35 protein-coding genes and 1 pseudogene are annotated in these 21,386 nt (G+C 42.8%); 4 read left to right on the top strand and 32 right to left on the bottom strand.

Annotation, left to right across the window (positions count from 1 at the left end):
* Positions 1 to 5 precede the first annotated feature (5 nt).
* From NIA71_RS01310 to NIA71_RS01160, 32 genes are all read right to left on the bottom strand, one after another.
* The gene (locus tag NIA71_RS01310; protein WP_253019454.1) at positions 6 to 1,067 is read right to left on the bottom strand and encodes a phage tail sheath subtilisin-like domain-containing protein; all 1,062 of its coding nucleotides are present in this window, start codon (positions 1,065 to 1,067) and stop codon (positions 6 to 8) included.
* Positions 1,068 to 1,069: 2 nt separating this feature from the next.
* Complete coding sequence (locus tag NIA71_RS01305; RefSeq protein WP_253019452.1) at positions 1,070 to 1,537, bottom strand: phage tail terminator family protein; 468 nt, start codon at positions 1,535 to 1,537, stop codon at positions 1,070 to 1,072.
* Positions 1,534 to 1,971 (bottom strand): HK97 gp10 family phage protein, encoded by a 438-nt coding sequence (locus NIA71_RS01300; protein ID WP_253019440.1) that lies wholly within the window; start codon positions 1,969 to 1,971, stop codon positions 1,534 to 1,536. Before NIA71_RS01300 ends, NIA71_RS01305 begins: the two co-directional genes overlap by 4 nt.
* 22 nt (positions 1,972 to 1,993) lie before the next feature.
* Complete coding sequence (locus NIA71_RS01295) at positions 1,994 to 2,332, bottom strand: phage head closure protein (RefSeq protein ID WP_253019438.1); 339 nt, start codon at positions 2,330 to 2,332, stop codon at positions 1,994 to 1,996.
* 10 nt (positions 2,333 to 2,342) lie between these two features.
* Complete coding sequence (locus NIA71_RS01290) at positions 2,343 to 2,636, bottom strand: head-tail connector protein (RefSeq protein ID WP_253019436.1); 294 nt, start codon at positions 2,634 to 2,636, stop codon at positions 2,343 to 2,345.
* Positions 2,633 to 2,851 carry a hypothetical protein gene (locus NIA71_RS01285; RefSeq protein WP_253019435.1) on the bottom strand — a complete coding sequence of 73 codons (219 nt, stop codon included), beginning with the start codon at positions 2,849 to 2,851 and terminating at the stop codon, positions 2,633 to 2,635. The genes NIA71_RS01290 and NIA71_RS01285 overlap by 4 nt, the downstream gene beginning before the upstream one ends.
* 14 nt (positions 2,852 to 2,865) lie before the next feature.
* Positions 2,866 to 4,011, bottom strand: a complete 1,146-nt coding sequence (locus tag NIA71_RS01280) for a phage major capsid protein (protein WP_253019434.1) — start codon at positions 4,009 to 4,011, stop codon at positions 2,866 to 2,868.
* A 23-nt stretch (positions 4,012 to 4,034) separates the two neighbouring features.
* Complete coding sequence (locus tag NIA71_RS01275; RefSeq protein WP_253019433.1) at positions 4,035 to 4,616, bottom strand: HK97 family phage prohead protease; 582 nt, start codon at positions 4,614 to 4,616, stop codon at positions 4,035 to 4,037.
* Entirely contained in the window at positions 4,600 to 5,865 is a 1,266-nt protein-coding gene (locus NIA71_RS01270; RefSeq protein ID WP_253019432.1) for a phage portal protein, read from the bottom strand. The genes NIA71_RS01275 and NIA71_RS01270 overlap by 17 nt, the downstream gene beginning before the upstream one ends.
* 10 nt (positions 5,866 to 5,875) lie before the next feature.
* Positions 5,876 to 7,579, bottom strand: a complete 1,704-nt coding sequence (locus NIA71_RS01265; protein ID WP_253019431.1) for a terminase TerL endonuclease subunit — start codon at positions 7,577 to 7,579, stop codon at positions 5,876 to 5,878.
* Positions 7,576 to 8,115: a hypothetical protein gene (locus tag NIA71_RS01260; protein WP_253019430.1), complete on the bottom strand. Its 540-nt coding sequence runs from the start codon at positions 8,113 to 8,115 to the stop codon at positions 7,576 to 7,578. The genes NIA71_RS01265 and NIA71_RS01260 overlap by 4 nt, the downstream gene beginning before the upstream one ends.
* Before the next feature lie 107 nt (positions 8,116 to 8,222).
* Positions 8,223 to 8,693 (bottom strand): HNH endonuclease, encoded by a 471-nt coding sequence (locus NIA71_RS01255; protein ID WP_253019429.1) that lies wholly within the window; start codon positions 8,691 to 8,693, stop codon positions 8,223 to 8,225.
* An 89-nt stretch (positions 8,694 to 8,782) separates the two neighbouring features.
* On the bottom strand, positions 8,783 to 9,181 hold the full coding sequence (locus NIA71_RS20025; RefSeq protein WP_253019428.1) for a sigma factor-like helix-turn-helix DNA-binding protein: 399 nt from the start codon (positions 9,179 to 9,181) through the stop codon (positions 8,783 to 8,785).
* Positions 9,178 to 10,011 (bottom strand): rolling circle replication-associated protein, encoded by an 834-nt coding sequence (locus NIA71_RS01245; RefSeq protein ID WP_253019427.1) that lies wholly within the window; start codon positions 10,009 to 10,011, stop codon positions 9,178 to 9,180. The genes NIA71_RS20025 and NIA71_RS01245 overlap by 4 nt, the downstream gene beginning before the upstream one ends.
* 152 nt (positions 10,012 to 10,163) lie before the next feature.
* Positions 10,164 to 10,388: a YdbC family protein gene (locus NIA71_RS01240; protein ID WP_253019426.1), complete on the bottom strand. Its 225-nt coding sequence runs from the start codon at positions 10,386 to 10,388 to the stop codon at positions 10,164 to 10,166.
* A 131-nt stretch (positions 10,389 to 10,519) separates the two neighbouring features.
* Positions 10,520 to 10,771 carry a hypothetical protein gene (locus tag NIA71_RS01235; RefSeq protein WP_253019425.1) on the bottom strand — a complete coding sequence of 84 codons (252 nt, stop codon included), beginning with the start codon at positions 10,769 to 10,771 and terminating at the stop codon, positions 10,520 to 10,522.
* A complete protein-coding gene (locus NIA71_RS01230) occupies positions 10,768 to 10,998 on the bottom strand; it encodes a hypothetical protein (RefSeq protein ID WP_253019424.1) in 231 nt (76 codons plus the stop codon). Before NIA71_RS01230 ends, NIA71_RS01235 begins: the two co-directional genes overlap by 4 nt.
* Positions 10,999 to 11,012: 14 nt before the next feature.
* Entirely contained in the window at positions 11,013 to 11,138 is a 126-nt protein-coding gene (locus tag NIA71_RS19835) for a hypothetical protein (RefSeq protein ID WP_290445957.1), read from the bottom strand.
* Entirely contained in the window at positions 11,135 to 11,578 is a 444-nt protein-coding gene (locus tag NIA71_RS01225; RefSeq protein ID WP_253019423.1) for an XF1762 family protein, read from the bottom strand. The genes NIA71_RS19835 and NIA71_RS01225 overlap by 4 nt, the downstream gene beginning before the upstream one ends.
* Before the next feature lie 9 nt (positions 11,579 to 11,587).
* Positions 11,588 to 12,121, bottom strand: a complete 534-nt coding sequence (locus NIA71_RS01220) for a hypothetical protein (protein WP_253019422.1) — start codon at positions 12,119 to 12,121, stop codon at positions 11,588 to 11,590.
* 11 nt (positions 12,122 to 12,132) lie between these two features.
* A complete protein-coding gene (locus NIA71_RS01215) occupies positions 12,133 to 13,140 on the bottom strand; it encodes a DUF3102 domain-containing protein (protein ID WP_253019421.1) in 1,008 nt (335 codons plus the stop codon).
* Positions 13,140 to 14,666 carry a PcfJ domain-containing protein gene (locus NIA71_RS01210; RefSeq protein WP_253019420.1) on the bottom strand — a complete coding sequence of 509 codons (1,527 nt, stop codon included), beginning with the start codon at positions 14,664 to 14,666 and terminating at the stop codon, positions 13,140 to 13,142. Before NIA71_RS01210 ends, NIA71_RS01215 begins: the two co-directional genes overlap by 1 nt.
* Positions 14,667 to 14,675: 9 nt before the next feature.
* Complete coding sequence (locus NIA71_RS01205; RefSeq protein WP_253019419.1) at positions 14,676 to 14,993, bottom strand: Cas9 inhibitor AcrIIA9 family protein; 318 nt, start codon at positions 14,991 to 14,993, stop codon at positions 14,676 to 14,678.
* A complete protein-coding gene (locus NIA71_RS01200; RefSeq protein WP_253019418.1) occupies positions 14,983 to 15,372 on the bottom strand; it encodes a hypothetical protein in 390 nt (129 codons plus the stop codon). The genes NIA71_RS01205 and NIA71_RS01200 overlap by 11 nt, the downstream gene beginning before the upstream one ends.
* Positions 15,369 to 15,722: a hypothetical protein gene (locus NIA71_RS01195; RefSeq protein ID WP_253019417.1), complete on the bottom strand. Its 354-nt coding sequence runs from the start codon at positions 15,720 to 15,722 to the stop codon at positions 15,369 to 15,371. The genes NIA71_RS01200 and NIA71_RS01195 overlap by 4 nt, the downstream gene beginning before the upstream one ends.
* Before the next feature lie 6 nt (positions 15,723 to 15,728).
* A complete protein-coding gene (locus NIA71_RS01190; protein ID WP_253019416.1) occupies positions 15,729 to 15,917 on the bottom strand; it encodes a hypothetical protein in 189 nt (62 codons plus the stop codon).
* A 1-nt stretch (position 15,918) separates the two neighbouring features.
* Positions 15,919 to 16,122, bottom strand: a complete 204-nt coding sequence (locus NIA71_RS01185) for a hypothetical protein (protein ID WP_253019415.1) — start codon at positions 16,120 to 16,122, stop codon at positions 15,919 to 15,921.
* A complete protein-coding gene (locus NIA71_RS01180) occupies positions 16,115 to 16,543 on the bottom strand; it encodes a hypothetical protein (protein ID WP_253019414.1) in 429 nt (142 codons plus the stop codon). The genes NIA71_RS01185 and NIA71_RS01180 overlap by 8 nt, the downstream gene beginning before the upstream one ends.
* A gap of 10 nt (positions 16,544 to 16,553) precedes the next feature.
* Positions 16,554 to 16,724 carry a hypothetical protein gene (locus NIA71_RS01175; RefSeq protein WP_253019413.1) on the bottom strand — a complete coding sequence of 57 codons (171 nt, stop codon included), beginning with the start codon at positions 16,722 to 16,724 and terminating at the stop codon, positions 16,554 to 16,556.
* An 86-nt stretch (positions 16,725 to 16,810) separates the two neighbouring features.
* Complete coding sequence (locus NIA71_RS01170) at positions 16,811 to 17,062, bottom strand: hypothetical protein (RefSeq protein ID WP_253019412.1); 252 nt, start codon at positions 17,060 to 17,062, stop codon at positions 16,811 to 16,813.
* A gap of 222 nt (positions 17,063 to 17,284) precedes the next feature.
* Complete coding sequence (locus tag NIA71_RS01165; protein ID WP_253019411.1) at positions 17,285 to 17,542, bottom strand: hypothetical protein; 258 nt, start codon at positions 17,540 to 17,542, stop codon at positions 17,285 to 17,287.
* Positions 17,543 to 17,562: 20 nt separating this feature from the next.
* Positions 17,563 to 17,799 carry a helix-turn-helix domain-containing protein gene (locus NIA71_RS01160; RefSeq protein ID WP_253019410.1) on the bottom strand — a complete coding sequence of 79 codons (237 nt, stop codon included), beginning with the start codon at positions 17,797 to 17,799 and terminating at the stop codon, positions 17,563 to 17,565.
* 156 nt (positions 17,800 to 17,955) lie between these two features.
* Here NIA71_RS01160 and NIA71_RS01155 point away from each other — a divergent pair, with 156 nt between their 5' ends.
* From NIA71_RS01155 to NIA71_RS01140, 4 genes and pseudogenes are all read left to right on the top strand, one after another.
* The gene (locus tag NIA71_RS01155) at positions 17,956 to 18,345 is read left to right on the top strand and encodes a helix-turn-helix domain-containing protein (RefSeq protein ID WP_253019409.1); all 390 of its coding nucleotides are present in this window, start codon (positions 17,956 to 17,958) and stop codon (positions 18,343 to 18,345) included.
* 262 nt (positions 18,346 to 18,607) lie between these two features.
* A complete protein-coding gene (locus tag NIA71_RS01150) occupies positions 18,608 to 19,183 on the top strand; it encodes a hypothetical protein (protein WP_253019408.1) in 576 nt (191 codons plus the stop codon).
* Between the two features lie 15 nt (positions 19,184 to 19,198).
* Positions 19,199 to 20,737 (top strand): recombinase family protein, encoded by a 1,539-nt coding sequence (locus NIA71_RS01145; protein ID WP_253019407.1) that lies wholly within the window; start codon positions 19,199 to 19,201, stop codon positions 20,735 to 20,737.
* A 25-nt stretch (positions 20,738 to 20,762) separates the two neighbouring features.
* Positions 20,763 to 21,173 (top strand): annotated as a pseudogene (locus NIA71_RS01140) (manganese catalase family protein); the annotation flags it as partial.
* Positions 21,174 to 21,386 lie beyond the last annotated feature (213 nt).

Here is a 21,386-nt window from a genome sequence, read left to right as displayed (position 1 = left end):
CCTCCCTATACTGTAATCGGAATAACGATTTCTTCGATGACATCAATTAGATTCAACGAAATTCGAATAAACACTTTATCCGATGTGTTCGCCATTTTTATCTCATCATCTGTCATTGCGGATACATCTTCTCCATTTTCTTTCAGATATTGCTTTACGGCCTGCACGTCAATCTCCACAACTTGGTTTTCTATGATTTGAATTTGCTCAAGCGTCGAGAGATAGTCGCTGATTGCAGAGATCAACAAGCATTTGTTATCATAGGTGTTCGGGTATTTTCCAATATAGACGTCCTCTATTGTCTTGGTGATATCGTCTCGGATCGTGTCCATGGTCTCAACATTCTTAATTTTTTTGAATTGGTACCCTTTTCCCAGCCCGGTGGTTGTTAATGAGTTGACTCCGCGCGCAATTTTTACCTTTTCTCCATCGTGAAAAAGTAGCAGCTTCCCTTTGTCTATTGCATCATCCATTTCCGCACGTGTCATTTTTTCTACAGAATCCACGTCCGGAAGCGCCGTATAGGTGCAGCTTGCTTTTGCTTCTGTCGCTGCAATAACTCCCGCAATCCTACAGCAAAATGCCTCTGTCGAATATGTTTTCTCACCACAAACAATATTGTCTGTAGCAAAATTAATGATTCCTTCATCATCCGCTTCGCATTTTGGGAGTACGGCTTTCACTGTCCGCCCTTCCTTACGTTCTTTCTTTATCCACGATTTGATGGAATCCATTGCAAGATCCGTTTCCACGGTAGGCACCGCAAGATAGTTGATTCTGTTCGTTTCAAAATACGCAAGGGCTTCTGTGTAATCTTCTGCTGATTCCTCAATACAATACGCAACCACTTTTTTAGGTGATCGGCCGTTTCCTAATAGAGTTTGTTTTATATACTCTTGATTTGCAGCAGATAGAGAATTTGGTATGTCCTCATCCGTTGTAGCAACAATCGGGTTCACACTCGGTATGTTTCCCTTTAAAATCAGTCCAACAATTCCCTTATCCAGCCTGGTAATTGCCGTTTTTGCTTTTTCTGTAAATGTAATTGTTATACTTGGCAGTCCCATCTTTATCCCTCCAATTTCTTATTGATTATTACATCTTTCATTGTTTCTATGTCCTCTTTTACGGTAGAGAAGTCATAAAACTCCACGTCAAAATCGATCGTCATAATATTATTGTTTTTGCCAGTGAATCCTTGTTCAAAATTTGACACGGGAAGATAGCGTTCACCTACCTTTAACATCAATTTTTTCTTCTTGCTGCGTGGATGCTGTAAAGTTAAGACTCCTAAGATACTTTCAAGCGTTTTTAGGATGTCGGATTCGCTGGTTTTCTTTTGAAAATATGTGATGGTACAATGGAAACTTTTTGAAACAATATTGACGCTTTCATCTTCCTGCGATAGAAGCCTTAAGTCTACAAAAAAAGAAGGCTTTTTATAACCTTCCGTAACCTCTTTTCCGTATACCATATAGTCATATTTTGACTTTAGTAATCTCACGATTTCTTTTTTTAGATCTTGTCCCGTTATCATAACAGTCCAGCCTCCTTCAAAATCTGATCTCTTACTTTTGCAAGATCTTCTTCAAGCTTTGGTTCAAAACTTTTTCGGGCTCCTGGCAGCACTTTTATTCCTGGCTTGTATCCCACTTTTTCACCGCCTCGTTTACGCTTAACTCCGTTTCTCCTTAAAGGCAGTATAATGTCATGGCCATTTTCAATAAGGTGGAAGTGAGGATTTTTCTTTTTTGTTTCTGCCGAAAAATCTACTTCCATATCCATGCGAAACCCCTTTACCGGTGAAACCCAAAACCCTTTGGTCAGATTCCCGGTATGCTCCTTCACTTTCGATTTTACGATTTTTGCAAGAAAGGCCTTGAATCGAAATGCGGACCGGCGCAATCCTTTTTCTGCAGCATCCGGGTGTAATTTAACCGCTCTCTCTAAATCCGCAACCAGCTCATCCACTCCGTCCAGCGAAATATCCATTTCATTCCTCTCTTTCAACATATTCGACCGCTTGAATCTCCAGCATATAATCAGCTTCTTCAACGTTATTACACGAAATAATTTCGAGCAGCTTTTCGCAATACTGAATTTTCATGTCTGGAGTAATGCCAGGATGATAGCGCGTTGTGATTTTATATGTCTGTTCTGGCCTGATTTTCTGTGCTTCATAATATTCCCCACCTCGGAGAGCTTTTACAGTAGCCCATACAGTTTTGTATTCTTTCCACGCTTGGCAATTCTGGCCAAACTCATCAATTCCGTCTTCCAAAAGCACAAATGTAATTCGCTTATTCAGCTTTCCAACATTCAATGGTTTCATAACGCTTACCTCACAAAAGATTTACAGAGTGCATTGACAGGATCATGTCGGTAGTCCTGTTAATCGGCATTGTTTTATCGATTTGAAATTGACGATTATCATACATATCCCCTATAAGAGTCAGCACCGCAATCGTCATTTCCGGTATTTCGTCCACGGCCTTATCGTTTAACCCTGTATAGGATTTTGCAAAATTAAGAGCCGCGGACAAGATTTCCTGCAGCTCTTTTATGGTATTTTCGTCCGGCTCATCAATTCTGAGGTAGTTCGCTATGTATGCTACATCTAACTCGCTTGGTTTCATTTCTTTTTACCGGCTTTCTGTGGTTTTTCCTCCTCTTCGGGTGTGGCCTCAATATTTTCTGTTTTCTTGGATTCAGTGTCTTCGTCTTCCTTTAACACTTCGACGTATCCATCACGGATCAGTGCTTTGATCGTTTCTGTCTGTTCGCAGACCCGCACCTGCCCCTCATACATAGATACTTTACCAGCGAAGCTTGTTAATGCTTTAATTTTCATTATTTGCTCCTTTCTTATGCCACTTTCATTTTCATATTTGCCAATTTCTGTGGCTCAATTACCTTTGCATCAGCTTCCATCCAGGCTACCACGCCAATCGCATGTTCATCCGCAAATTTTTCCAGCAGCATCTGGATTTCAACGTCCTCCGAAATTTTTGCATACAGGCCTGTCGGATCCCCATAAATAATTGTCGTTTTTCCTGCCTCGATTTCTGGCATAGCGTCGGAACAATATACCGGTTTTCCCAAAAGCGTGTATCCCCATGTTGATGTCAGATCCTTATTCAAGAGATAATTCCCGTCTCCATCTTTCAGCTTTCGGATGGCCTTTCTTGTGCTCTTATTCATGATCCAAATTGCATTTGCCTGAAAGAGATCCGGGATCTCCTCCTGTAGATCAATCAGTTCATCTGCGTGTACGGCTACTGATGACTCCGTTGTTACCGTTTGTGAAATTGTGCTCATTCCTTCAATTTTCCCTGCTGTTCCGATCAGCATTTCCCGCTCTAGCCACAGGCTGACCGCCTCTGCTATTTTCCCAATTACATAATTCACAATTGGAAAAGCCGAGTTATTAATCAGGGAGCGCGAAATCTTTGTTAAGCATCCGGCCAGATAGCCTTTCAATGTTTTGCTTGTAAACTTCCCGGAAGTGGATACCAGTGTACTGAACTCTTCCGCATATTCCATTGTGATTTTCTGCTCCGATTCATCGTATACTGGGAACGTCAGATCTCCGCCTATGTTAAAATGCTCACACCGTTCCCAGATCGGGCAAACATCCTTAACGGTCTCGATGATGCGGTTCGCAATGGTTGTTGGGATTAGGGCACCGTTGCTTCCCTTTGTCCAATTGACGTCCGCCCGTTCTTCTGCTGACTCTGATCTTATAAACCGCTCAAATGCTCTTTCTTCGGCTTCTTCCTGCGTTCTCTTTTCGCCTTCCCCTTTATCTTCAGGATCCTCAAATTCTATCTCTCTTGCCTTTTTCACAGCCTCAATATTTGCATCCAAGGCCCTTACTTCTGCTTCCGCATCCTCAAACTGCTTGATTTCGTCTTCTGTCATGGCACGCTCTTCTCCATCTGCCTTATTAACAAGCTTCAGCATTTCATTTTGTTTTTCTTTCTTTTTTTCCAGTAATTCTTTTAAACCCATTTTTAATCTCCTTTTCTCGTTTCTCAAATTCTTGCTTTATATGCCCGGTTCCGATACACCGAATTGTCCACTTCTTCTGATTCCACTTCTGACAGGATAACCTCTGTCTCCATCGCCCGTGCCTCTGTTTCAACCTCTTCATCTGCTCTTAACTCGATTGTTGAGGAAGAATAAGCAGGTATCCGATCCAGAGCAAGTGTAATCTCCGTCATGTCAAAATCCTTCACTCTTCGGATCGGCAGCTGGTCAGCGCGTTCTTCTAATTCATCCACCGGATTAAGCATGTTGAACGACCAACCCTTCAGTCGGCCGGCTTTTGCGGCTGCAATCGTCTCTTGATCCGTTACGGTTGCCTCGGCTCTTAACCCGACTTCATCCTCGCGCACAGCTAATGTTTTGTCTTTTGTTGATGCCAGCACCTTATCCTTTCTGTGATCCAGCAGCAGCTGAATGCTTTGCGCCCGGTCAATTGCTTTTTGAAAAGCGCGCTGCTCAATGATTTCAATTACCTTTCCGCGTTTTGTAAAAATTGGCCTACTTGCCCGGCCCGGTACATTGACATAGCCGGATACGTGCAGGCCGTCAGCCCTAATCTCCGCTTTCATCTTCTTTTCTCACCTTCCTTGCTTCCCCTAACGAATAGGTTTTATCTGTGTTTGGTACATAAAACTCCTTTGCGTCCGTGTCAAACAGCACAGAATCTAGTCCTAACTTGATAAAATCCATACCCGTAGGCGGTAATTTTTCCTTTATACGAACTTCGTCGACTGTAAGGAAATGACCGTCGATTGCCTGTTTATACGCTTCATATCGACTCTTTATATCTCCCTTTAAAACATCCGTTGTATCATGCGCAAAGAATAGCAAATCTTTTTCACTCTCAAGTAATAGTTCTCTGTTTACTGCTGCTGCGATTTCCTCCAAAACAGGATTGACGGCGGATTTTATGAAGTTTGCCGAGTCCTGGCTGGATGCAGATCCGGTTATGATCTTTTCCGGCACTCTTGTCAGTCCATAGATTTCTTTCGAGTTTGTCAACTTGTTCTCATTGAGCTGCATCTCCACAGACGTATTCGACGCTTCCTTAAACGTTAATCCATCGTTTAGGATCACGACGTTATCCGAACTTGTGGTATACATTTTTCTCCATGCAGCTTTCAGCTCATCAATGGCCGCTTTCGATAGTTTTCTTACTGCTTGAACGAAGCCTTTTTTATTCCCACCACGTTCTACGAGTCCCTGTTCAAATTTTAAGGAACTAAAAAGGACCTGCAAGATTAGGTCGCTGTCATTGGTCAGCCCTTCTCCTGCAGCTCCATCCCTTGTATTCCGTAGAACTTTAATAAAGTCAAACGGATAATATCGCTTCCCTTGGACAATAATATCGTAGTCCTTGAAAATAACATCCGGGCTGCGTATGATCTGCACATATTCTTCTTTGACATAATGCAAAGATTTTGGTTCTCCGCGCACTCGATTGATGTAGATATATCCGCCTTTTCCAAGGAACCGATCTGTAACTGCCGCCTTCCACATCTGTTTCGCGGTAAGGGTGTCTCCAGTCTCTTCATTTAGTATTCGCAATCGTGGATCGTCTCTGATTTCTTCCGCTGATCCATCTGCCATTCGTTTGTACAATTTCAGCGGTATTGACGCAACTGTATCCGCAATGATATTTACGCTGCTATTCACAGCTGGTATTTTTAGAGCATCTGATCGCGAAAGTATTTCGTTTCCGAGTAGTGCCCGCAATAGTGGTTCTTCAATCGGCGGCTCAACCTCTTCCAGCACGGTTTCATCTGTTCCGGCCCGCTTTTCCGTTAGTCGCTCCCACCAATCCGATATCTTTCCCATTTATTCCTCCTTACGCTGTTTGTACAACAAAATCATCACCATATAAGATTTCCTGTTCGACCAAGTACATCGCATTGATCAGCGAGACAACCATATCTACTTTTCCTGATGACCGTTTTTTGTTCACGTATTTATTTTTGTTTGTGTCTTCGGTACATTTTGCGTTGGAAAAGTTGATTTCCAGAAGCAGATTATCCTCATATGCAAATCTTTTCTGCAAAATTCTCTCCCGCAGCAATTTTGTCGGCGAATGCAATACGGAACTATGTTGTTTAATTTCGATGCACTCGACTCCCGGATCTGCGCTTTCCAAGTGCTGTACGGTACTGATTGCGTTCCATTTGTCATATCCCAGGTTCACGATCTCCACCCCGTACCGCTCCGGGAGACTTAAAATAAATTCTTCGACAAATTGATAGTCGATTACTTCATCACCACAAGCAAAACAGCAGCCTTCCCGAATCATCTTTTTGTAGTCGACTTTTTCTTTCATCGTTTTTTCTTTTATGCGCTCCTCTGGGACAAAGCCAAAAACTTTCGCGTGTATGTTATCCTCATCATCGATGCAACACATGGCTACCGCCGTATTGTCATCGGATTGAGATAAATCCATTCCAAGAAAAACTCGCTTCCCTTTCCAGAAGGCATCATTCTCTTCTGCTTGACATTCCCGTACCTTGTTGACGTCAATATATCCCTCAACGCCCAGCCCTTTATACTTGATATTGCAGTGTTTGCAAAGAAAATTCTCCCGCTTATTTTCATAAAGCACTGCCAATTCTCTTTTTTCCAGTATGTTCTGCCTCACATCCTGGTTGTTGATTGCCACTGGGTTCGCTTGATAGATGATTGTATCGTCTGTTTTCCAGCGATCTTTCTGTTTTAAGTAATCATCTGGTTCATATAAAAGTGCAAAAGTTCGCTTATTTTCGGTCAGACCATCCAATACCTTCTTGGCTCGGTCAATTTCATCAATAAAAGCGTTATCGTCGTTTGGATATTGTGTCGAAATGATAATACCAAGCTTATTGATCAGCGTGATTTGCCCGGAGCGCATGGCCTCAATGGGATATTCATCTAAGTTCCCAGCTTCATCGGCCAGGAAGGCCGTTACCGTTTTCGCGTCCATATTATCCCGCGAATAGGCTAGAGGAATATATGTGTTATCGTTAATTTCGCATCGAATCTCGCTACGCAGAATATTGAATGCGCTTTTGCCACATGTCTGGAGCGCTGGCGATGATTTGATGATCCGCTTAATGGCAAGCTGTAATTCCTGTGACAGCTTTAAGTCCGGTGCTACGGAAAACAGTCTGGCAAAGTCCGGCGCTGTCAGAAGCAGCAAAATAAAAATGACCCCCGCATTGAAGGTCTTAAAATTTTTCCTTGCAATTTCCAATACCACGTTATTGTAATATCGAATATCCAAGTCTCGCTTATTTTTTAGCTTTGTGCACAGTGTTGCCGTGATCAGAAAGTGAGCATAGTCTTCCAACCCATCAGACAGCTTACAATTCAAATCCGGATGCTGCATCAGATCAAGCAGTCCGTAAACTGTTTCGTATTCCTCACTATCGAAATAAGCTTCCCGATTTTTCCCTGCAATAATGTCAAGCCAAGCTTTGGCCTGTTTCTTCACGTATTTTGGAGTTTTTTTATTGTTCTTCCTTGCTGCCCATTTTGCATATTTGTATGCCTGTGTATCTTTGATCATCGTTTCAAAATCCCTTTCAGCGGATCTTCTTCTTTTTTAGCTTTTTTTGGGATGCTCCGCAGCGCAGAGGCAACCGTCAGGCACATTTCTTTTTCCAAATCCAGGAGCATCTTTCTTTTTGCTTGCACCTGCTTGTCGCAGCTGATGAGTACGGTTTCCATCTGTGCCTGGAGTTGATGATATTCTTTTGGCTTCATACAGCCCGGATCATTCTCATAGTCCTCTTCAAGCTTCTGTATGTTTTGATAAAAATGCTCTCGCTTTTCCTTGAAGTCTTTACACTCCGCCTGAAGGAGGCAATACCGATTAACAACCGGTGCGAAGATTTCATCGAATTTATCGATTGCTTCCAGCACTTTCTTTGTCCGGAGAAATTCCTTGTGGGCAACTTTATTTTCTCGAATTTCGGGCCATTCTTTCATTTTTTGGCCTGTAATTGTCGCTTTTTCGGCTTCCCTGCGCTGCATGATTTCATCCTTTGTTCGATGACTTTTCTTTTCTTGTTCTAATACTAAATAGGGCTTTGTTGCCGGCATGGCTTCCTCCTTTCAGTTTTCCGTTGTGGGAATTTGTTATATTCGGTGGTGGGGCTGTCGGTGTATAGGAGCTTATATTTTTCCTGATTTTTTTGGCGGGGGGGATATCATGGTTCTGTTGGTGCTTCCGCAGCAAGTCTTTTGAGTGTTGCTTTGTCTATGCTCCCGTCCTCCGCCTGCCTATGATGCATCGAGCAGAGCGTGATCAGGTTGCTGTCCATCAGCCTGAGGTCGTACGCCTCTTCAAGCGGTTCAATATGATGGACCGACAGGTCATTGCCGTTATACTTCCGATCAGTCCCTTCCAGTTCTGCAAGGCAAGCACGACAGAGATATATGTCCCGCTGTTTGATCTGCTCCACCTTACGCTTCCATGCACCGCACCAACGGAACCGATCAGCCTGGCTCGGATCAGTGTTCTTCTTATAGTTCTTATATATTTTTTTCGGCTTCTGCCCGCAGTCATAATCCTTTGCGTGAATCCTGCCGCAGTACTGACACGCTTTTAACACTGCCTCACCCTCTTTTTTAATAATACAAAAGACGCCCTTTCGGACGTCCTCTGTTGGCGTTAACATAAAGTTTCACAGCCTGGACACATGGCTGTTTGCTTTTTTACTCAATACCATAATAACATACCTTTTTGTTTAATGTGTTTAATCTTTTATCATTCAAAGAATTCTTTTAGCTTCTGGGATACTCTTCCCTTTGTATACCCTGTAGCTTCTCCGATCTGTTCCATTGTTTGTCCGTTCTCATAATATCTGCGCAACATATCCTGCATTTCCGGTTCCGCCTCTCTCAATGCCCTTTCAGCTAAACGGATTTTATGATACCATTCGGTTTGCTTCTGTTTTAAATCCGCTACCAGCTTCTCATATTCCAGATCATTATGCCCTTCTATCGTAATAGGATGTGCTGTATATGGAAATTCTGGAGATGAGCCCACCACTGTGTCCTTTGCAAATCCCGGAATAATATTTTCTAAACTTTGTTCGATACTCATAACTTGCAACCTTGCAACTTTCATTTCTTCTAACACTCGTTTGATTACTTTCCTATTCACGCTATCACTCCATCCCAAATAAGCTCACTAAATGTGAGCTGTCTTTCCTCTGGCACTTTATACTCGCCTTCCAATTTAACTTTTTTCCCGCGATACCATCTCTTGAGTCGTGGCTCTTCCGTCCTGCTGATTGCAATGTATTGCATGCAATCAATTTCGAGAATCCCGTGTTCATATCTATGTACTGTATCTTTGTCGACATCGTATCCTTTCGGTGCGACTGGACCATTACGCATTACTCTGTCTGTCACCACCTCCCGACTTGCCTCCGGCATCGGCATGTTCCGGCTCCGTCTGTATCGCGCCTTCGTCGGAGAATCGTTTTCCCTGAATGTCTTATCCGTCTCTTTTATGATGTATTCTGCCAACTTTAGATAATTTCCTGAAGCGTCCAGCGGCTTTGGCGTCACCCAGCCGTGTGGCCAATATTTTTCGATTATTTCCAGATCGGTTCGACTGCAAACAAAATGGTGATGGATTCGGCTGTTTTTATATTCTGTCGCCGCAATCCATCGAAAAATACGATTGTTTTTTTTATGATGCTTCCTAAGATTTTTGATTAGGTTATCCAAATCTTTTTTTGCCTGTTCCTTGTCGGGTGCAGATGCGTATGTAAAAGTTATCCACATATCTCCTTTTCCGAAATATTCGTTCAGCAGAGCGCAAAGTGTCCATACTGCATTTCTGAGATTCACTTTCTGGACACTCTCCCGTGTTGGGCTGATCTTCGGTTCTCTTTTTTCACCTTTTTTATTTTTAACTCTAGCACTGGCAAAAATTTTCGTCATCACCGTTTTGCCTGCTACGATCGTATCTCTATAATATTTCATGGCTTTTCCTTATTCTAAGTTTAATACTCTTATCAAGTTTTAATGCGACCTGCTTTCAGTCGCTTGGCGCATATATATAATGTAGATTCTTTTTTCCTATAGCTGTGCCTGGGAACTTGTCCCAGGCTTTTTCTTTCCTATATATAATGTAGTTAAATGTCGAGTTTGTTTAATATATCTTTCAAGGTTCTCATTTCTTCATCTGTGAAAGTTCCTTGTTTATTATGCTTTGTATAGTCTTCATTCCAGTTTCGGATATCTAATTTGGGTTGTTCATGGTTCCAACTTGTTAGTGTCAGTTCTTTTCTCCAACCACTTTTATTCTTACTTAATATTCCTATATGCCGTTTAATTTCATACGGTACATCGTATCCCATTTTTTCCTCCTTATTGGCCTATCTGAGTAATCTCAATCATGGCGTGTGCAAGAGCGTTACAAATATCAACCGCTTCTTTTTCGCTACTAACTATCAGTTTCATGGTTTATCAATTCCCATCTTATTCCTCATCATTTTCGGCCTCTTTCTTCATACTCTCGGATTATTCTGTTTAGATTCTTTTTGCGCACTCGGGCTTTTGGATGATATAAGGCCAGCTTACGAATTTTGGGATCCGCTAGTTGTATGGCCATGCTTATTTTAAAATCCTTTTTTATGTCTTGTGCCATTTTTGTTACGCCTTTAACCATGTCTCTAAATGTTGTCATAAACCGCTTTGCAGCATTTGCAACCAACTGTTCTAATTCCTGATTTTCTTTCATATGCTTTCCTCTCGTTCATCTAGGTATGGTGGTATTTCATACGGATCAATATCACCATTCAATCTATTGGCAATTTCTTCTGCTTGCGCTTTGCTTTTAAAAAAACCTTCAACATAATATTCTCGATTACCGGAATGTTCAGGTTTATCTAAATCGATTATTCTCACGACTCCATAGGGTGAGTTTTCCATAGCCGGATTAAAAGTTACTTTCCATTTACCTTTCATTTGATTCTCCTTCTTTACTTTTTAAACCGTTTTATCAGGAAAAGTATTATATATACGATTCCAGCTGCAGCTGCTACACTAAGGCCGATACCGATATCCCATAAATACTTTGCAGCCCACAGCTTCACGAATTCATTCATTTTTTATTGCCTCCTAATAGCTTTGTCCACCGATTTTTCATTTCCGGGGGCCCTCCGCCTTTGCGTACGCCGGTCCAATGTTTACCTCCAGCAGTACCTTCGCATGTAAACCCGCTTGCCCTAAGGCTCGTGCCAGGCTCTGACTGTAAGGTATATGTGATTATTTTTTTGTATCCCATCGCTTTTGCTATTCGGCAGCAAGCTCCATATAACGCAGAGCATGCGTTACGTGTACCATCCGTGCAGCATCGGTTTATCTCACATACCGTCCCGTCATCAAGGTAGCGGCTGACTGGTCTACCACAAATCGCTACGCCTACGATAGTATTGTTCTTAAATATCCCAATGCTGAACTTACAACCAACCGTAGGCTTATGGTGACGATGGTGTTGACTTACAAAATCACAGGCTTGCCTAAAAGTTATTGGTCTAATTTCCATTCCTCCGTTTTATCCCTCCCTGTATGGTTCTGGTAGCGGTTGCCATGCGATAACTTTATATACAAAGCCGTTATCATCAAACCACGTGCCATCCGGACTGTATTTTAAAACATTGGAATTGGCTGCCCCTGCAATTGTCACAATATACTCTGGACAGTCTTCATCTGGAGTTCCTTCTGGCGTTTCCGGCGGCAGCGCCACTTTTGTTTGTATCCATCGGAGCTCTTCGGTTCGGAGAATGGTATTTTCCTCTTCTAGTTTCTTCATTTCTTGTAAGAGCTGTTTGGTTTTAATTTTTTCACTCTCCAAGAGTGTTTGCAGGCAGTTGTTTGGGTTTACCCTTGCCTGTTCCTTTAGTTTCTCGCCCTGCTGCTGGCCGTAGGATCGATAGGCTGGTTCTTCTCGTTCTTTTTTATGTAACCTTGTGATATGATTCCTCACTCCCTTCGGAGTAAGGCCATATTTTTCGGCTATTGCCGGTACCGTAGTACCGGAGTTCAACTCCTTTTTGAGCTGGGTATCTGTGATCTTTGGTTTTGACATATCTCTCACCTTTACAGTCGATCTATCAGACCTTGCAGGATCTGTTTTGTTGCATCACGTAGTTTGCTTTCTTGCTCTTTGTCCTCTAATCCGATATTTTCAATCGCAATGTCCACTTCCATAAAGGTTTTTTGTATCAAGTCCATTTTTATCTTTACGGCAGTGATATCGGCATTATTGGAGAGCGCCAGTTTTTTCTGCGTTTCGGTCAGCTTCTCTTCCAGTGCCTGCTTGCTTTCTTCTATTTCGGCCTGGGCCTGCTCTGCTTCTTTTCTGAGTATCTCTTCTTTTTCTGCAATCGCCGCTTGGATCGCCTGTTCTTTTGCCTCCCTCTCCTTTTCCAGTTCTTCTTTGGCTATTTTCGCAGATTCCTTTTCTTCCTGTATCTGCTTTTCCAGCGCCATGATCCGCACACTCTCCTCCGGGTTCTTCTTCAGGTTCTGTAGTTTCTCGTTTAGTTCCTCAATCATTGCTTCTTTTTCTTCTATGGCCGCTTGTTTTTCCTCATCACGTTGTTTTAATTCTTGCAGCGCAGTTTCCACAATTTCTTTGTCCACTCTGGCAATGTTCGTCTCCTCTTTCATTTTTTCTGTTTGCTGTTTCCATTTTTTTATTTCTGCTTCTAGCTTTTTCACTGTCATATTCTCGAGATCATGATCTTCTACGAATTCTTTCACTTCCTCTTCCGGTACTTGTAAAAGGGCTAAGGCCTTGGAAATGCTTAAATGCGAAGACATCTTCGTATTTGCGTAGGGGCTGTTTTCGTCCCTGTAATTTTCGTGGATTTTTATAAAATTCTGTGCCTGTCTTGGGGTGTAATTCAGGTTTTCTTCACACCATGTGATCCAGTTTCCGTGTCCAACTTGCTCCTTCGCTTCCAGGAGCCTTGCGCCGATCTCCGCCGCTCCGTCGATGGCCGTTTTATATACCTGGGCCTCAATTGTTTTGATTTCTGATATGATGACCGGCAGTGTCCGCTCCTGGACCACCTGGTAATCTGCATTTATGATATTTTCCATTATGCTGCCTCCTCTTTATTTTTCTTTGTCTTTTTCTGTATTGATTTCAGCCATTTACGAACAAAGGCTTTCACCTCTTCCGTCATGCTGCAATTGTGATCGCCGCGACATTGCCGAAATTCTCTGTCTGGCGAAATCTCCAGCGTATAATAGGGCTTGTCCGGCTCCGATTCCTTCCGGACAAACAGGATCGCACACCCTCCATCTGCCATCTGACTCCCGTAGGTTTTGACGCAATGATTCAGCTTTTGGCTCTCACGATTCAGCTCCGTTTGTGATGCTGCGGGCCGGATCAATAATCCATCTGCATAATATGGCTCTTTCATTCCCGTTATTTTTTCGCCCTGTTTCCGGATTAATTCGTTGAGGTGTTCATCCCGCTGCTGTTCATACTTTTCGATTGCTTGATCGTGCGCCCATCCAAAATTGTTCGGAAAAAGAATTGCTTTGCGCCGCATATCTTCGCCGTTCTTTTCGCAGGCCACAAGATAATCCCGGTAGTCTGGTAGGCTCATGTGTCCTGTCTCTGTATCCTGCACTTCTTCCATATATTTCGCCGCTTCTATGAACGATATATGGTTAGCAATATCGTCTTGCAGGTAGTCATATTGCATAGCCGTCTCTATCACTTGCCATGGCATCGCTTTTTCCCGTTCTGTTAACTTTTGAAAAAAGAGAAGTTCGCGGAATCCCATGTCCTGTTCTCTTACTTTTTTATGCCATCGCTTCGGAAGCCGAAGAATCTGTTTTAAATTTCTTCCCTTCCAGTTAATCGCTCTGGTTGTCATCCCGTTGATCCGGTTTAATACCAGCTGCCGGAATCCAGCTTTTAGCAGCAATTCTATACTCTGATATTTCAAGCCCTGCTGTATATATCGGATATAATCGTATGCGTTAAAATATTCTTTCTCAAAAAATTCCGGCTGCCAGAGATATTTTAGGCAGCTTTTTGTAAATACCGCCTCCAGGTTACCTTTGTAGATTTCCGTCCGCTCATACTTGCACCAGCTTCCCCAGTTATACCCGGTTGGTGGATGTGGTAATTTAAAGGCTTTTGGTTCCGTCCAATATTCGCCGTTATAATAATCGGGAGGATGATGTTTGAAATATCTTTGTTCTTTTTCCGTAAATACATACAGCGCGGATAGCCACGTATAGAGTGTCGGGACTCCGAATGCTGTAAAATCCATATCAATCTCAAACAATGTTCCGTAAACGGTTTTTCCTCTATGCGTTAGAATTAGGATTCTGAACTGTTCAGTCAGCTTTTTTCTTCCAATTCCTGCCGCCTTAAACTTTGCTTCCGCTTTACAATTCGGACAGGTGCATTTCGTATTATGTGACGCATACGGAAACCGCTTCATTTTAAATTTGCGCCCACAACGTGTGCAGACAGCTCTGTCCTCATAGTTGCTGTAAATGATATACGCATTGCTTACAACCTCTCGACGCACCCATTTTTCCACGCCTGGAGGAGCAAGTGGAAGCCTTTTTAATAGTTCTTCCACTTTTTTATTAACGTCCATATTCTTCACCTATATCAAATCCAAGATGTCAATCACATCAGCACTGCCTGACGTGTTTTTGTCTGCCTTTGTAATGCCATAATACGCTTCTGCCATTGTGAAGATTTCAGGTTCCGGAATATATGCTCCTTTTCCTGATTTCCTTTTTTCAGCTTCGGACCATATTGCATCGTTTAACTCTCTCAAGCTTTTATCCTTCGCAAGTAACTTTTCCGCAACTGCTTCTGTCGTGCAGATACTTGTAAGATGTTCCTCTATCAATTGTATGAGTGGTTGATTTATGATCATCATTTCATCTGTGATCTGGGCGATTGCTTTATCGATCATTGCAGCTCACCCCCGGATCTGGTATACTATAAGTGATGATAGTACCTTTATAGGTGCATGCGGACTGATCGGCGGCAACCGGCAGTCCGCTTTCTATTGTCGCGATATATTCTGCATTCTTGTAACTTTGATAGATTCCCACTGCCAAAATTGCAAGGATGATGATAAATAAGGTAATCATCCAGATCAGAGTCCGGCGTTCTTTCTTTTTTTCGGCTCGCCGGATTGCTCTTTTTTCTGTTTGATCTACGTAGTTTACACAGGCATCCGGTTTAGTAGCACGGTCACATACGCCATCACAGGCTCCAACCGCTTTACGGATACATGCTCCACAACATGTCGACAGTCCCTCCGGACATACTTTTTTTGTACAGCTCATGCTTTCTTTCTCCTTTCTAACTGCCCGATCTCCATTGACAGCTTGTCCGCGGCCCTGGTCATTCCACGGGTATACAGCCTTTCCATTTTTCGTTTCTTCCTTTCGATTTCCTCCTGTATGGAGAGTGTTTTTGTCTGCCTTCGTATCTTCGTAGCCGCAACCTGTTCCTCTTGTCGGCACCGCCTTTCTTTTTTCAACAACTCATTCCGCCGCTGTTCTTTTTCCTCTTCTTTTGCTATGTATGCCGGATCATCTAAGACGCATGTGCTTAACCGGCATTGTCCTTTCCCTGCATAGATTTCCATGCAGTCCGTGTTTCTTGCGGTGCAATATAGCAGCCCTTTTTCCATGTCTAATCACCTCACAATCGTATGCTTTCCATTCTTCTCTTCTACCTGTAACCCAAGAGAGGTAATAGCTAGCCGCATCCCGGCATAATATCCCCGTTCGAGTCCGCTTATAGAGCCCTGCGCAAAGTCCCGTTCTGCTTTCAGCTTGTCTTCGTATACCATATCAAGCTTTTCTTCCAGTCTCTCGAAATTCATCTTATCCTCCTTCTATGTACCTCCAAAACTCCTCATCTTTTTGATTCATGATCCAGCTGTATAATCTTCGTCGGCATGCTTCCTGACTGATATCAGGTCCATCTGGCCCGCAGGCCGGGCATGTCACGCAGTCATGTGCAAGGTAGCACATCATCATTGCCAGCTTCGCTGGATCGGCGGTTAATATTACTTCCAGATTAATCAAGGTAACTCCTCCCTATTAGGTTCATCCAGCTCTGCCTTGCCTGTTCTGGCGTGAGATTAAGTTCGATCTGCTCCCTGAGTTCGTATTCTTGTTGACATTGCTGTCTGAGTTTTTCTAGTTCACCCGCTGCCCAGGCCAGTGGTTCGGGAAACATGCCGGGTATATGTAATTTCTTTAGATCGTCCAGTTTTACCTTCCCGTGGAATAGGGCGTGGATCGGCTGACATAAATCTATTTGGAAACCATGATTAATGCTGATCTGCCGCAATGGATTGCCGTAAAACAACTCATGCCGCTCGGCGTATGGACGGCCGGTATAGTAACAATGTCGTTTAGGCTTGTCCTTCCATCCGTTCTGTTTTTTCTTCTTTTTCTTCGTTGGTGGCTTTGGGTATGGGCAGGTCTTATAATAGCTATTCATGTTCCCTCCTTTAGTAATATTTTGATAGCAGCTTTGCAGCCGTTTCTTGCATTGCTTTCGTCATTCCCTCCTTGGTTCTCTCTCCATCCTGATCATCAGAGGGCATATAAAGCTTTATTGTTGTACCTGTATCAGTCGTATATTCAGTTTTTAATATGTAATCATTTTTATCGAATGACATATGCTGCCCTCCTTCCCTATATGGTATTTTGATGAAGAGTTGTACTATGCTTTTTTTCTATTTTGCCGCTACTTATCAGTTCAAACTTACCGATAGTGGACTTTATCTGGCGGAAACTTTAAACTTATAACGAGTGCTCCGTCATTCGTATTAATTGAAACTTCCGAAAGGTGAGGCTCTAACTCCTTGCCTTTCTTGTCTTTGATTAATTCTAGAAGCACCTCACACATTGCGATCCTTCTTTCTTCATGATCCAGGGATTCATTATTTTCAATTGCAAACATTCGATCAGCTATCGAGTTCTTATAATTGATTGTTTCTAATATCTGTTTTGGCATTTCCCTTTACCTCACTTTCTTAACTTGTTTTCCGTTATCTTATAGCTTATAATTTAGATACTATTATTTTACTGAAAGGAGCCTTTATGATTTTTAAACCCTGTTCTGGACATTGCCCTAGATTCGAAGCAGCTAAATCTATTGTTGTTGAATATCAAGAGGTCTTAATGTCCGGTGGCCGTAAGCCTGGATACAAAAAGATGGGTTATGATTGTCCTGATATTAATGGCTGTCCGCACTTAGATCGGTTTCATCGTTGCCCAATTTTTCTTGCGGCACCTGATGACCCAAATCTATGATTTTCCCCGTTATATCCAACGGCACTTCTATTTTGGAAAACCAGTCTCCTTTGCAATTGTCCCACAGTTCGCAAGTAGCACATGGTTTTCCAAAATTGGCTCTTTCTTCTGCTAGGGCCTGTAGCCTTAATGACTCCAAATGATTAAGCATACAGATTAAAGATTCTTTTTTTACTTCCATATCCTCTTCACCCCACTCCTTCAACTTGCGTTTTTCGTAAGTTTTTGTTTAAAAAAAATTCCTCTAATCCTATTGTCTGGAATATCCAGAACTAGAGCAATTTTAAGTATAATTTCATAAGGCATTTTTTCTGGATTTTTGAAGTATGTGCGTAATGTGTTTCTGTTGACTCCAATTTTGTTTGCTAATGCAATATTGCTCATATCTTTTCCGCCCATAATTTCTTTGATTGCCTTAATATCAATTTCATATTCCATTACCTTTTCTCCTTCCTTGCGTTTTTCGTAAGTTTAAAATACCATCACTTTTATTTTATGTCAATAGGTTTTGATGAAAAACTTTCGCATTTTGCAAGTTTTTGATTGCACCGCCTAAATTTTTGTGCTATTATCCATTATAAGGAGGTCATTAAAATGAGCGTATCTAAAACATTGAGACATAGAAGGAAGGAATTGGACTACACGCTGCTTGATATTGCAAAGATGGTTGGCGTATCCGAAGCAACAGTGCAACGCTGGGAGAGTGGCAATATAAAAAATTTAAGATATGATAAAATCATCGCCTTATCCAATGCGCTTAATGTGTCTCCGTCATGTCTCATGGGATGGGATGATGTTTCGACGTTGCCTACACCATCTAATCAAGTTGCCGATCTGCTCTCCAAACTTAATGATGACGGAAAAGAAAAAGTGCTAGAATATGCTGAAGATTTAATTGCCAGCGGCAAGTATGCCCGGGATCCGGGTGATGAGGCTTTAGACGAAATACGAGAGAAACTGAAAACAGATAAGCGCGCCCTCTAAGGTGTGCTATATCTTATATTTTATGTAGATCACCCCCCTGCTGGATCGTTCATTGGTTGACAGGTATAACGTACGTGTCTCCCTTACAAAAACACCATGCACCTGTGGGTTTTCTAAATAAATATAGAGTATAACCATTATCTCGCCTTCTTTCTGTAAAAAGGGCGCTCGATTATTGTAACTCTATACTGGCATTTTATGGTTTGGTAATATTATGTAATTTAGGGGTTTTATAAAAGCAGTATTTGTTAGGAGGAAAGTTATGAAGGTCAATGCATTTACAATTTTAGGCGTTTTGCTTGCGATTTCCGGCATTTACGGTATTGTGGAATCGTCCAAAAGCCTTGCCTATATCCCGTTAGGTATCATCCTTGTTATTATTGGAATTGTCCTCTTCAAAAAAGGGCTTAATTACGTAGCGAAGCCAAAGTCATCCAAACCCGCAAAGCAAAAAAAATGGCTCATTTTCGAAACTCGCGTAGACGGCATTGCGAATCCGAAAGGGCAAAAACTATTAGGAGCTATTAATAAAAAGATTTCCAGCGATGACGAATATATCCCAGACACAAAACTGAAAGATTATGCAAACGATGATGGTGAAATCGCTGTCGCAGTATTTGTTGATGACAGAAAGATTGGAAATGTACCACCCTCACATGCAGAGCAAGTCATTGACATTATCGATTACATAAAATGGGCTGATATAAATATTATTGACGGAAAGCAGGATAAGGTGATTTGCAGTGATGGAAATTTTGCTGATATGGATGATCTCGACCATACTCCTTGCCTTTATGGAGCTAAGCTTGTAATAAAATATAAAAACCAGGCAAATTGATTATGGGGTGATAGCATGGCATATTGCATGTATCTGAGAAAGTCCCGCGCCGATGCAGAAGCAGAGGCCCGTGGCGAGGGCGAGACGCTGGCCCGGCACGAAAAAATGCTGATGGATTTAGCGCGCCGCCAGAAACTCAATGTGACAAAAGTATATAAGGAAATCGTATCCGGAGAAACGATCGCTGTCCGTCCTGTTATGCAGCAGCTCCTTGCGGAAGTGGAAGATGGTGCGTGGGATGGGGTCTTAGTCGTGGAAGTAGAACGTCTTGCCAGGGGCAACACATTGGATCAGGGACTTGTCTCCCAGGCTTTTCAATATTCTTGTACGAAAATATATACTCCCCTCAAAACTTACGATCCGAATAACGAGTTTGACTCCGAATATTTCGAGTTTGGCCTCTTCATGTCCAGGCGGGAGTATAAGACAATTAACCGGCGCTTGCAGAGCGGCAGGCTGGCAAGCGTGAATGAGGGTAAATATGTCGGCAATAAACCGCCGTATGGCTACGCTCGCAAAAAAATTGATGGTGATAAAGGTTATACGCTTGAGATCGTCCCCGATCAGGCCGAAGCGGTGAAGCTGGCCTATGATCTCTACGTGAATCGTGGCATGGGTCCGAATCTCATCGCTGAGGAACTGGACCGCCTCGGATATAAACCGATCTCTGTTGATCGCTGGTCCCCTCACACCATCCGCGGCCTGCTGGAAAACCCCGTCTATATTGGCAAGGTCCGCTGGGGCGGACGGGCGTGTGCAAAGAGTATGCACGACGGCAAACTCCAGGTCAGTCGGCCGCGTAATCAAAACGCTACGCTGTGCGATGGGCTCCATGACGCAATCATATCAGAAGATATCTATTACGCTGCTCAAAAAATCCGGATCGCAAATTCGCGGCCCCGCTGCAAAGGTACCGCAATAAAAAATCCACTCGCTGGATTGATTGTCTGCGGCGTATGCGGCCACAATATGAGCAGACGGCCATATCCGGATAAAACAAAGGATACTTTGCTCTGTCAGGATTCACATTGTCCTAATGTGTCATCATATTTGTGGATTGTTGAGGAGGAACTGCTGAAAGCGATTGACCAATACCTCTCTGCCTTTCGCCTGCAGCTTGCCGACCTACCCTCTTCACGCGAAGGTGAAAAAGCGCAATTACAACAGGCAATCGCACGTTACGAGTCGGAGCTCCAGACGCTTGATAAACAGTTCGATTCTCTTCACGATTTTTTAGAACAGGGCGTTTATACTACAGAAACCTTTCTTGCTCGATCTGAAAAGTTGGAAGCGCGGCAGCAGGACGCCGCCGCTCAGATTGCCCGATTGAAAAGTGAGCTGAAGCAGAAAGAGGCGGAGTCCTCTCCTGAAAAATTGATCCCGGTCTTTGAGAATATCTTGGATACTTACTGGACGCTCGAAACCCCAAAGGAGCGCAATGAACTGTTAAAAAGTGGAATCGAAAAAGTGATCTATACAAAGCCGGAAGGCGGCAGATATAAGGGGAAAGAAAGGGCCTTCACCCTTGAAATTTACCCACGCAAGACGTTTTGATAGGCTTTATGTATACCTTCGATGTACTGACGAACTGGCACACCTTGAGATGGTCAGCACAATCATTCATCAGCTGACCAGAAACATGACAATTGAGCAGATCAAAGAAGCCGGATTTGAAACGTATTTCGTAGATCATACAGCCGGAGTATATCCGCAGGCTGCAGCCGGTTTCCCATTTGACGCCCTCTCGTTTGCATCCAAAGGCGATGCGATTACGGACTTGGTAGAGGATATGGCTGCTGAACAGAAAGCCAGAACGACTTATGACAATATTTTAAGAATGGTAGACGATCCTGACGTTATCGATCCGATCCGCTACCTGAGAGAGCGTGAGGTCGTTCATTTCCAGCGATTTGGAGAGTCGCTGAGAGTGGTTCAGGATAATTTGGACTGCAAGAACTTTTATGCCTTTAATCCTGAATTTGACAAATAGTCTATTATCAACCATTTAAGTAATTTAATCGAGTAGGGGGAGCGACTAACTACCTTCTCTCATAGCACCAGAAATATGGTGCGCGTATCTGGCACTTTTAATAGTTGAAGTAAACAGACTGATAAGCTGTGGCTAATTTAAAAGCCGCTTCTTATCAGTCTTTCTATTATCTTCACTAAATTGGCAGCTGCTATGTGTATTACAAACCAGTAA

It is taken from the genome of Ihubacter massiliensis, assembly GCF_024125305.1.
GTDB classification, from domain to species: domain Bacteria; phylum Bacillota; class Clostridia; order Peptostreptococcales; family Anaerovoracaceae; genus Hominibacterium; species Hominibacterium faecale.
The sequence above is the reverse complement of the archived record's forward strand: the minus strand, read 5'-3'. Positions and strand labels throughout refer to the sequence as shown.

Bases quoted from the DNA above. Each gene is read 5' to 3' on its own strand.
- NIA71_RS01190 (WP_253019416.1), bottom strand. From the start codon at position 15,917: ATGAATTTCGAGAGACTGGAAGAAAAGCTTGATATGGTATACGAAGAC.
- NIA71_RS01255 (WP_253019429.1), bottom strand. From the start codon at position 8,693: ATGTTAACGCCAACAGAGGACGTCCGAAAGGGCGTCTTTTGTATTATT.
- NIA71_RS01220 (WP_253019422.1), bottom strand. From the start codon at position 12,121: ATGTCAAAACCAAAGATCACAGATACCCAGCTCAAAAAGGAGTTGAAC.
- NIA71_RS01230 (WP_253019424.1), bottom strand. From the start codon at position 10,998: ATGAAAGGTAAATGGAAAGTAACTTTTAATCCGGCTATGGAAAACTCA.
- NIA71_RS01145 (WP_253019407.1), top strand. From the start codon at position 19,199: ATGGCATATTGCATGTATCTGAGAAAGTCCCGCGCCGATGCAGAAGCA.
- NIA71_RS01285 (WP_253019435.1), bottom strand. From the start codon at position 2,851: ATGAAAATTAAAGCATTAACAAGCTTCGCTGGTAAAGTATCTATGTAT.
- NIA71_RS01260 (WP_253019430.1), bottom strand. From the start codon at position 8,115: ATGCCGGCAACAAAGCCCTATTTAGTATTAGAACAAGAAAAGAAAAGT.
- NIA71_RS01225 (WP_253019423.1), bottom strand. From the start codon at position 11,578: ATGGAAATTAGACCAATAACTTTTAGGCAAGCCTGTGATTTTGTAAGT.
- NIA71_RS01270 (WP_253019432.1), bottom strand. From the start codon at position 5,865: ATGGGAAAGATATCGGATTGGTGGGAGCGACTAACGGAAAAGCGGGCC.
- NIA71_RS19835 (WP_290445957.1), bottom strand. From the start codon at position 11,138: ATGAATGAATTCGTGAAGCTGTGGGCTGCAAAGTATTTATGGGATATC.
- NIA71_RS01280 (WP_253019434.1), bottom strand. From the start codon at position 4,011: ATGGGTTTAAAAGAATTACTGGAAAAAAAGAAAGAAAAACAAAATGAA.
- NIA71_RS01290 (WP_253019436.1), bottom strand. From the start codon at position 2,636: ATGAAACCAAGCGAGTTAGATGTAGCATACATAGCGAACTACCTCAGA.
- NIA71_RS01195 (WP_253019417.1), bottom strand. From the start codon at position 15,722: ATGGAAAAAGGGCTGCTATATTGCACCGCAAGAAACACGGACTGCATG.
- NIA71_RS01165 (WP_253019411.1), bottom strand. From the start codon at position 17,542: ATGGAAGTAAAAAAAGAATCTTTAATCTGTATGCTTAATCATTTGGAG.
- NIA71_RS01245 (WP_253019427.1), bottom strand. From the start codon at position 10,011: ATGAAATATTATAGAGATACGATCGTAGCAGGCAAAACGGTGATGACG.
- NIA71_RS01170 (WP_253019412.1), bottom strand. From the start codon at position 17,062: ATGCCAAAACAGATATTAGAAACAATCAATTATAAGAACTCGATAGCT.
- NIA71_RS01305 (WP_253019452.1), bottom strand. From the start codon at position 1,537: ATGATAACGGGACAAGATCTAAAAAAAGAAATCGTGAGATTACTAAAG.
- NIA71_RS01310 (WP_253019454.1), bottom strand. From the start codon at position 1,067: ATGGGACTGCCAAGTATAACAATTACATTTACAGAAAAAGCAAAAACG.
- NIA71_RS01210 (WP_253019420.1), bottom strand. From the start codon at position 14,666: ATGGACGTTAATAAAAAAGTGGAAGAACTATTAAAAAGGCTTCCACTT.
- NIA71_RS01155 (WP_253019409.1), top strand. From the start codon at position 17,956: ATGAGCGTATCTAAAACATTGAGACATAGAAGGAAGGAATTGGACTAC.
- NIA71_RS01235 (WP_253019425.1), bottom strand. From the start codon at position 10,771: ATGAAAGAAAATCAGGAATTAGAACAGTTGGTTGCAAATGCTGCAAAG.
- NIA71_RS01200 (WP_253019418.1), bottom strand. From the start codon at position 15,372: ATGAGCTGTACAAAAAAAGTATGTCCGGAGGGACTGTCGACATGTTGT.
- NIA71_RS01150 (WP_253019408.1), top strand. From the start codon at position 18,608: ATGAAGGTCAATGCATTTACAATTTTAGGCGTTTTGCTTGCGATTTCC.
- NIA71_RS01180 (WP_253019414.1), bottom strand. From the start codon at position 16,543: ATGAATAGCTATTATAAGACCTGCCCATACCCAAAGCCACCAACGAAG.
- NIA71_RS01295 (WP_253019438.1), bottom strand. From the start codon at position 2,332: ATGAAACCATTGAATGTTGGAAAGCTGAATAAGCGAATTACATTTGTG.
- NIA71_RS01160 (WP_253019410.1), bottom strand. From the start codon at position 17,799: ATGGAATATGAAATTGATATTAAGGCAATCAAAGAAATTATGGGCGGA.
- NIA71_RS01265 (WP_253019431.1), bottom strand. From the start codon at position 7,579: ATGATCAAAGATACACAGGCATACAAATATGCAAAATGGGCAGCAAGG.
- NIA71_RS01175 (WP_253019413.1), bottom strand. From the start codon at position 16,724: ATGTCATTCGATAAAAATGATTACATATTAAAAACTGAATATACGACT.
- NIA71_RS01205 (WP_253019419.1), bottom strand. From the start codon at position 14,993: ATGATCGATAAAGCAATCGCCCAGATCACAGATGAAATGATGATCATA.
- NIA71_RS01275 (WP_253019433.1), bottom strand. From the start codon at position 4,616: ATGAAAGCGGAGATTAGGGCTGACGGCCTGCACGTATCCGGCTATGTC.
- NIA71_RS01215 (WP_253019421.1), bottom strand. From the start codon at position 13,140: ATGGAAAATATCATAAATGCAGATTACCAGGTGGTCCAGGAGCGGACA.
- NIA71_RS01240 (WP_253019426.1), bottom strand. From the start codon at position 10,388: ATGGGATACGATGTACCGTATGAAATTAAACGGCATATAGGAATATTA.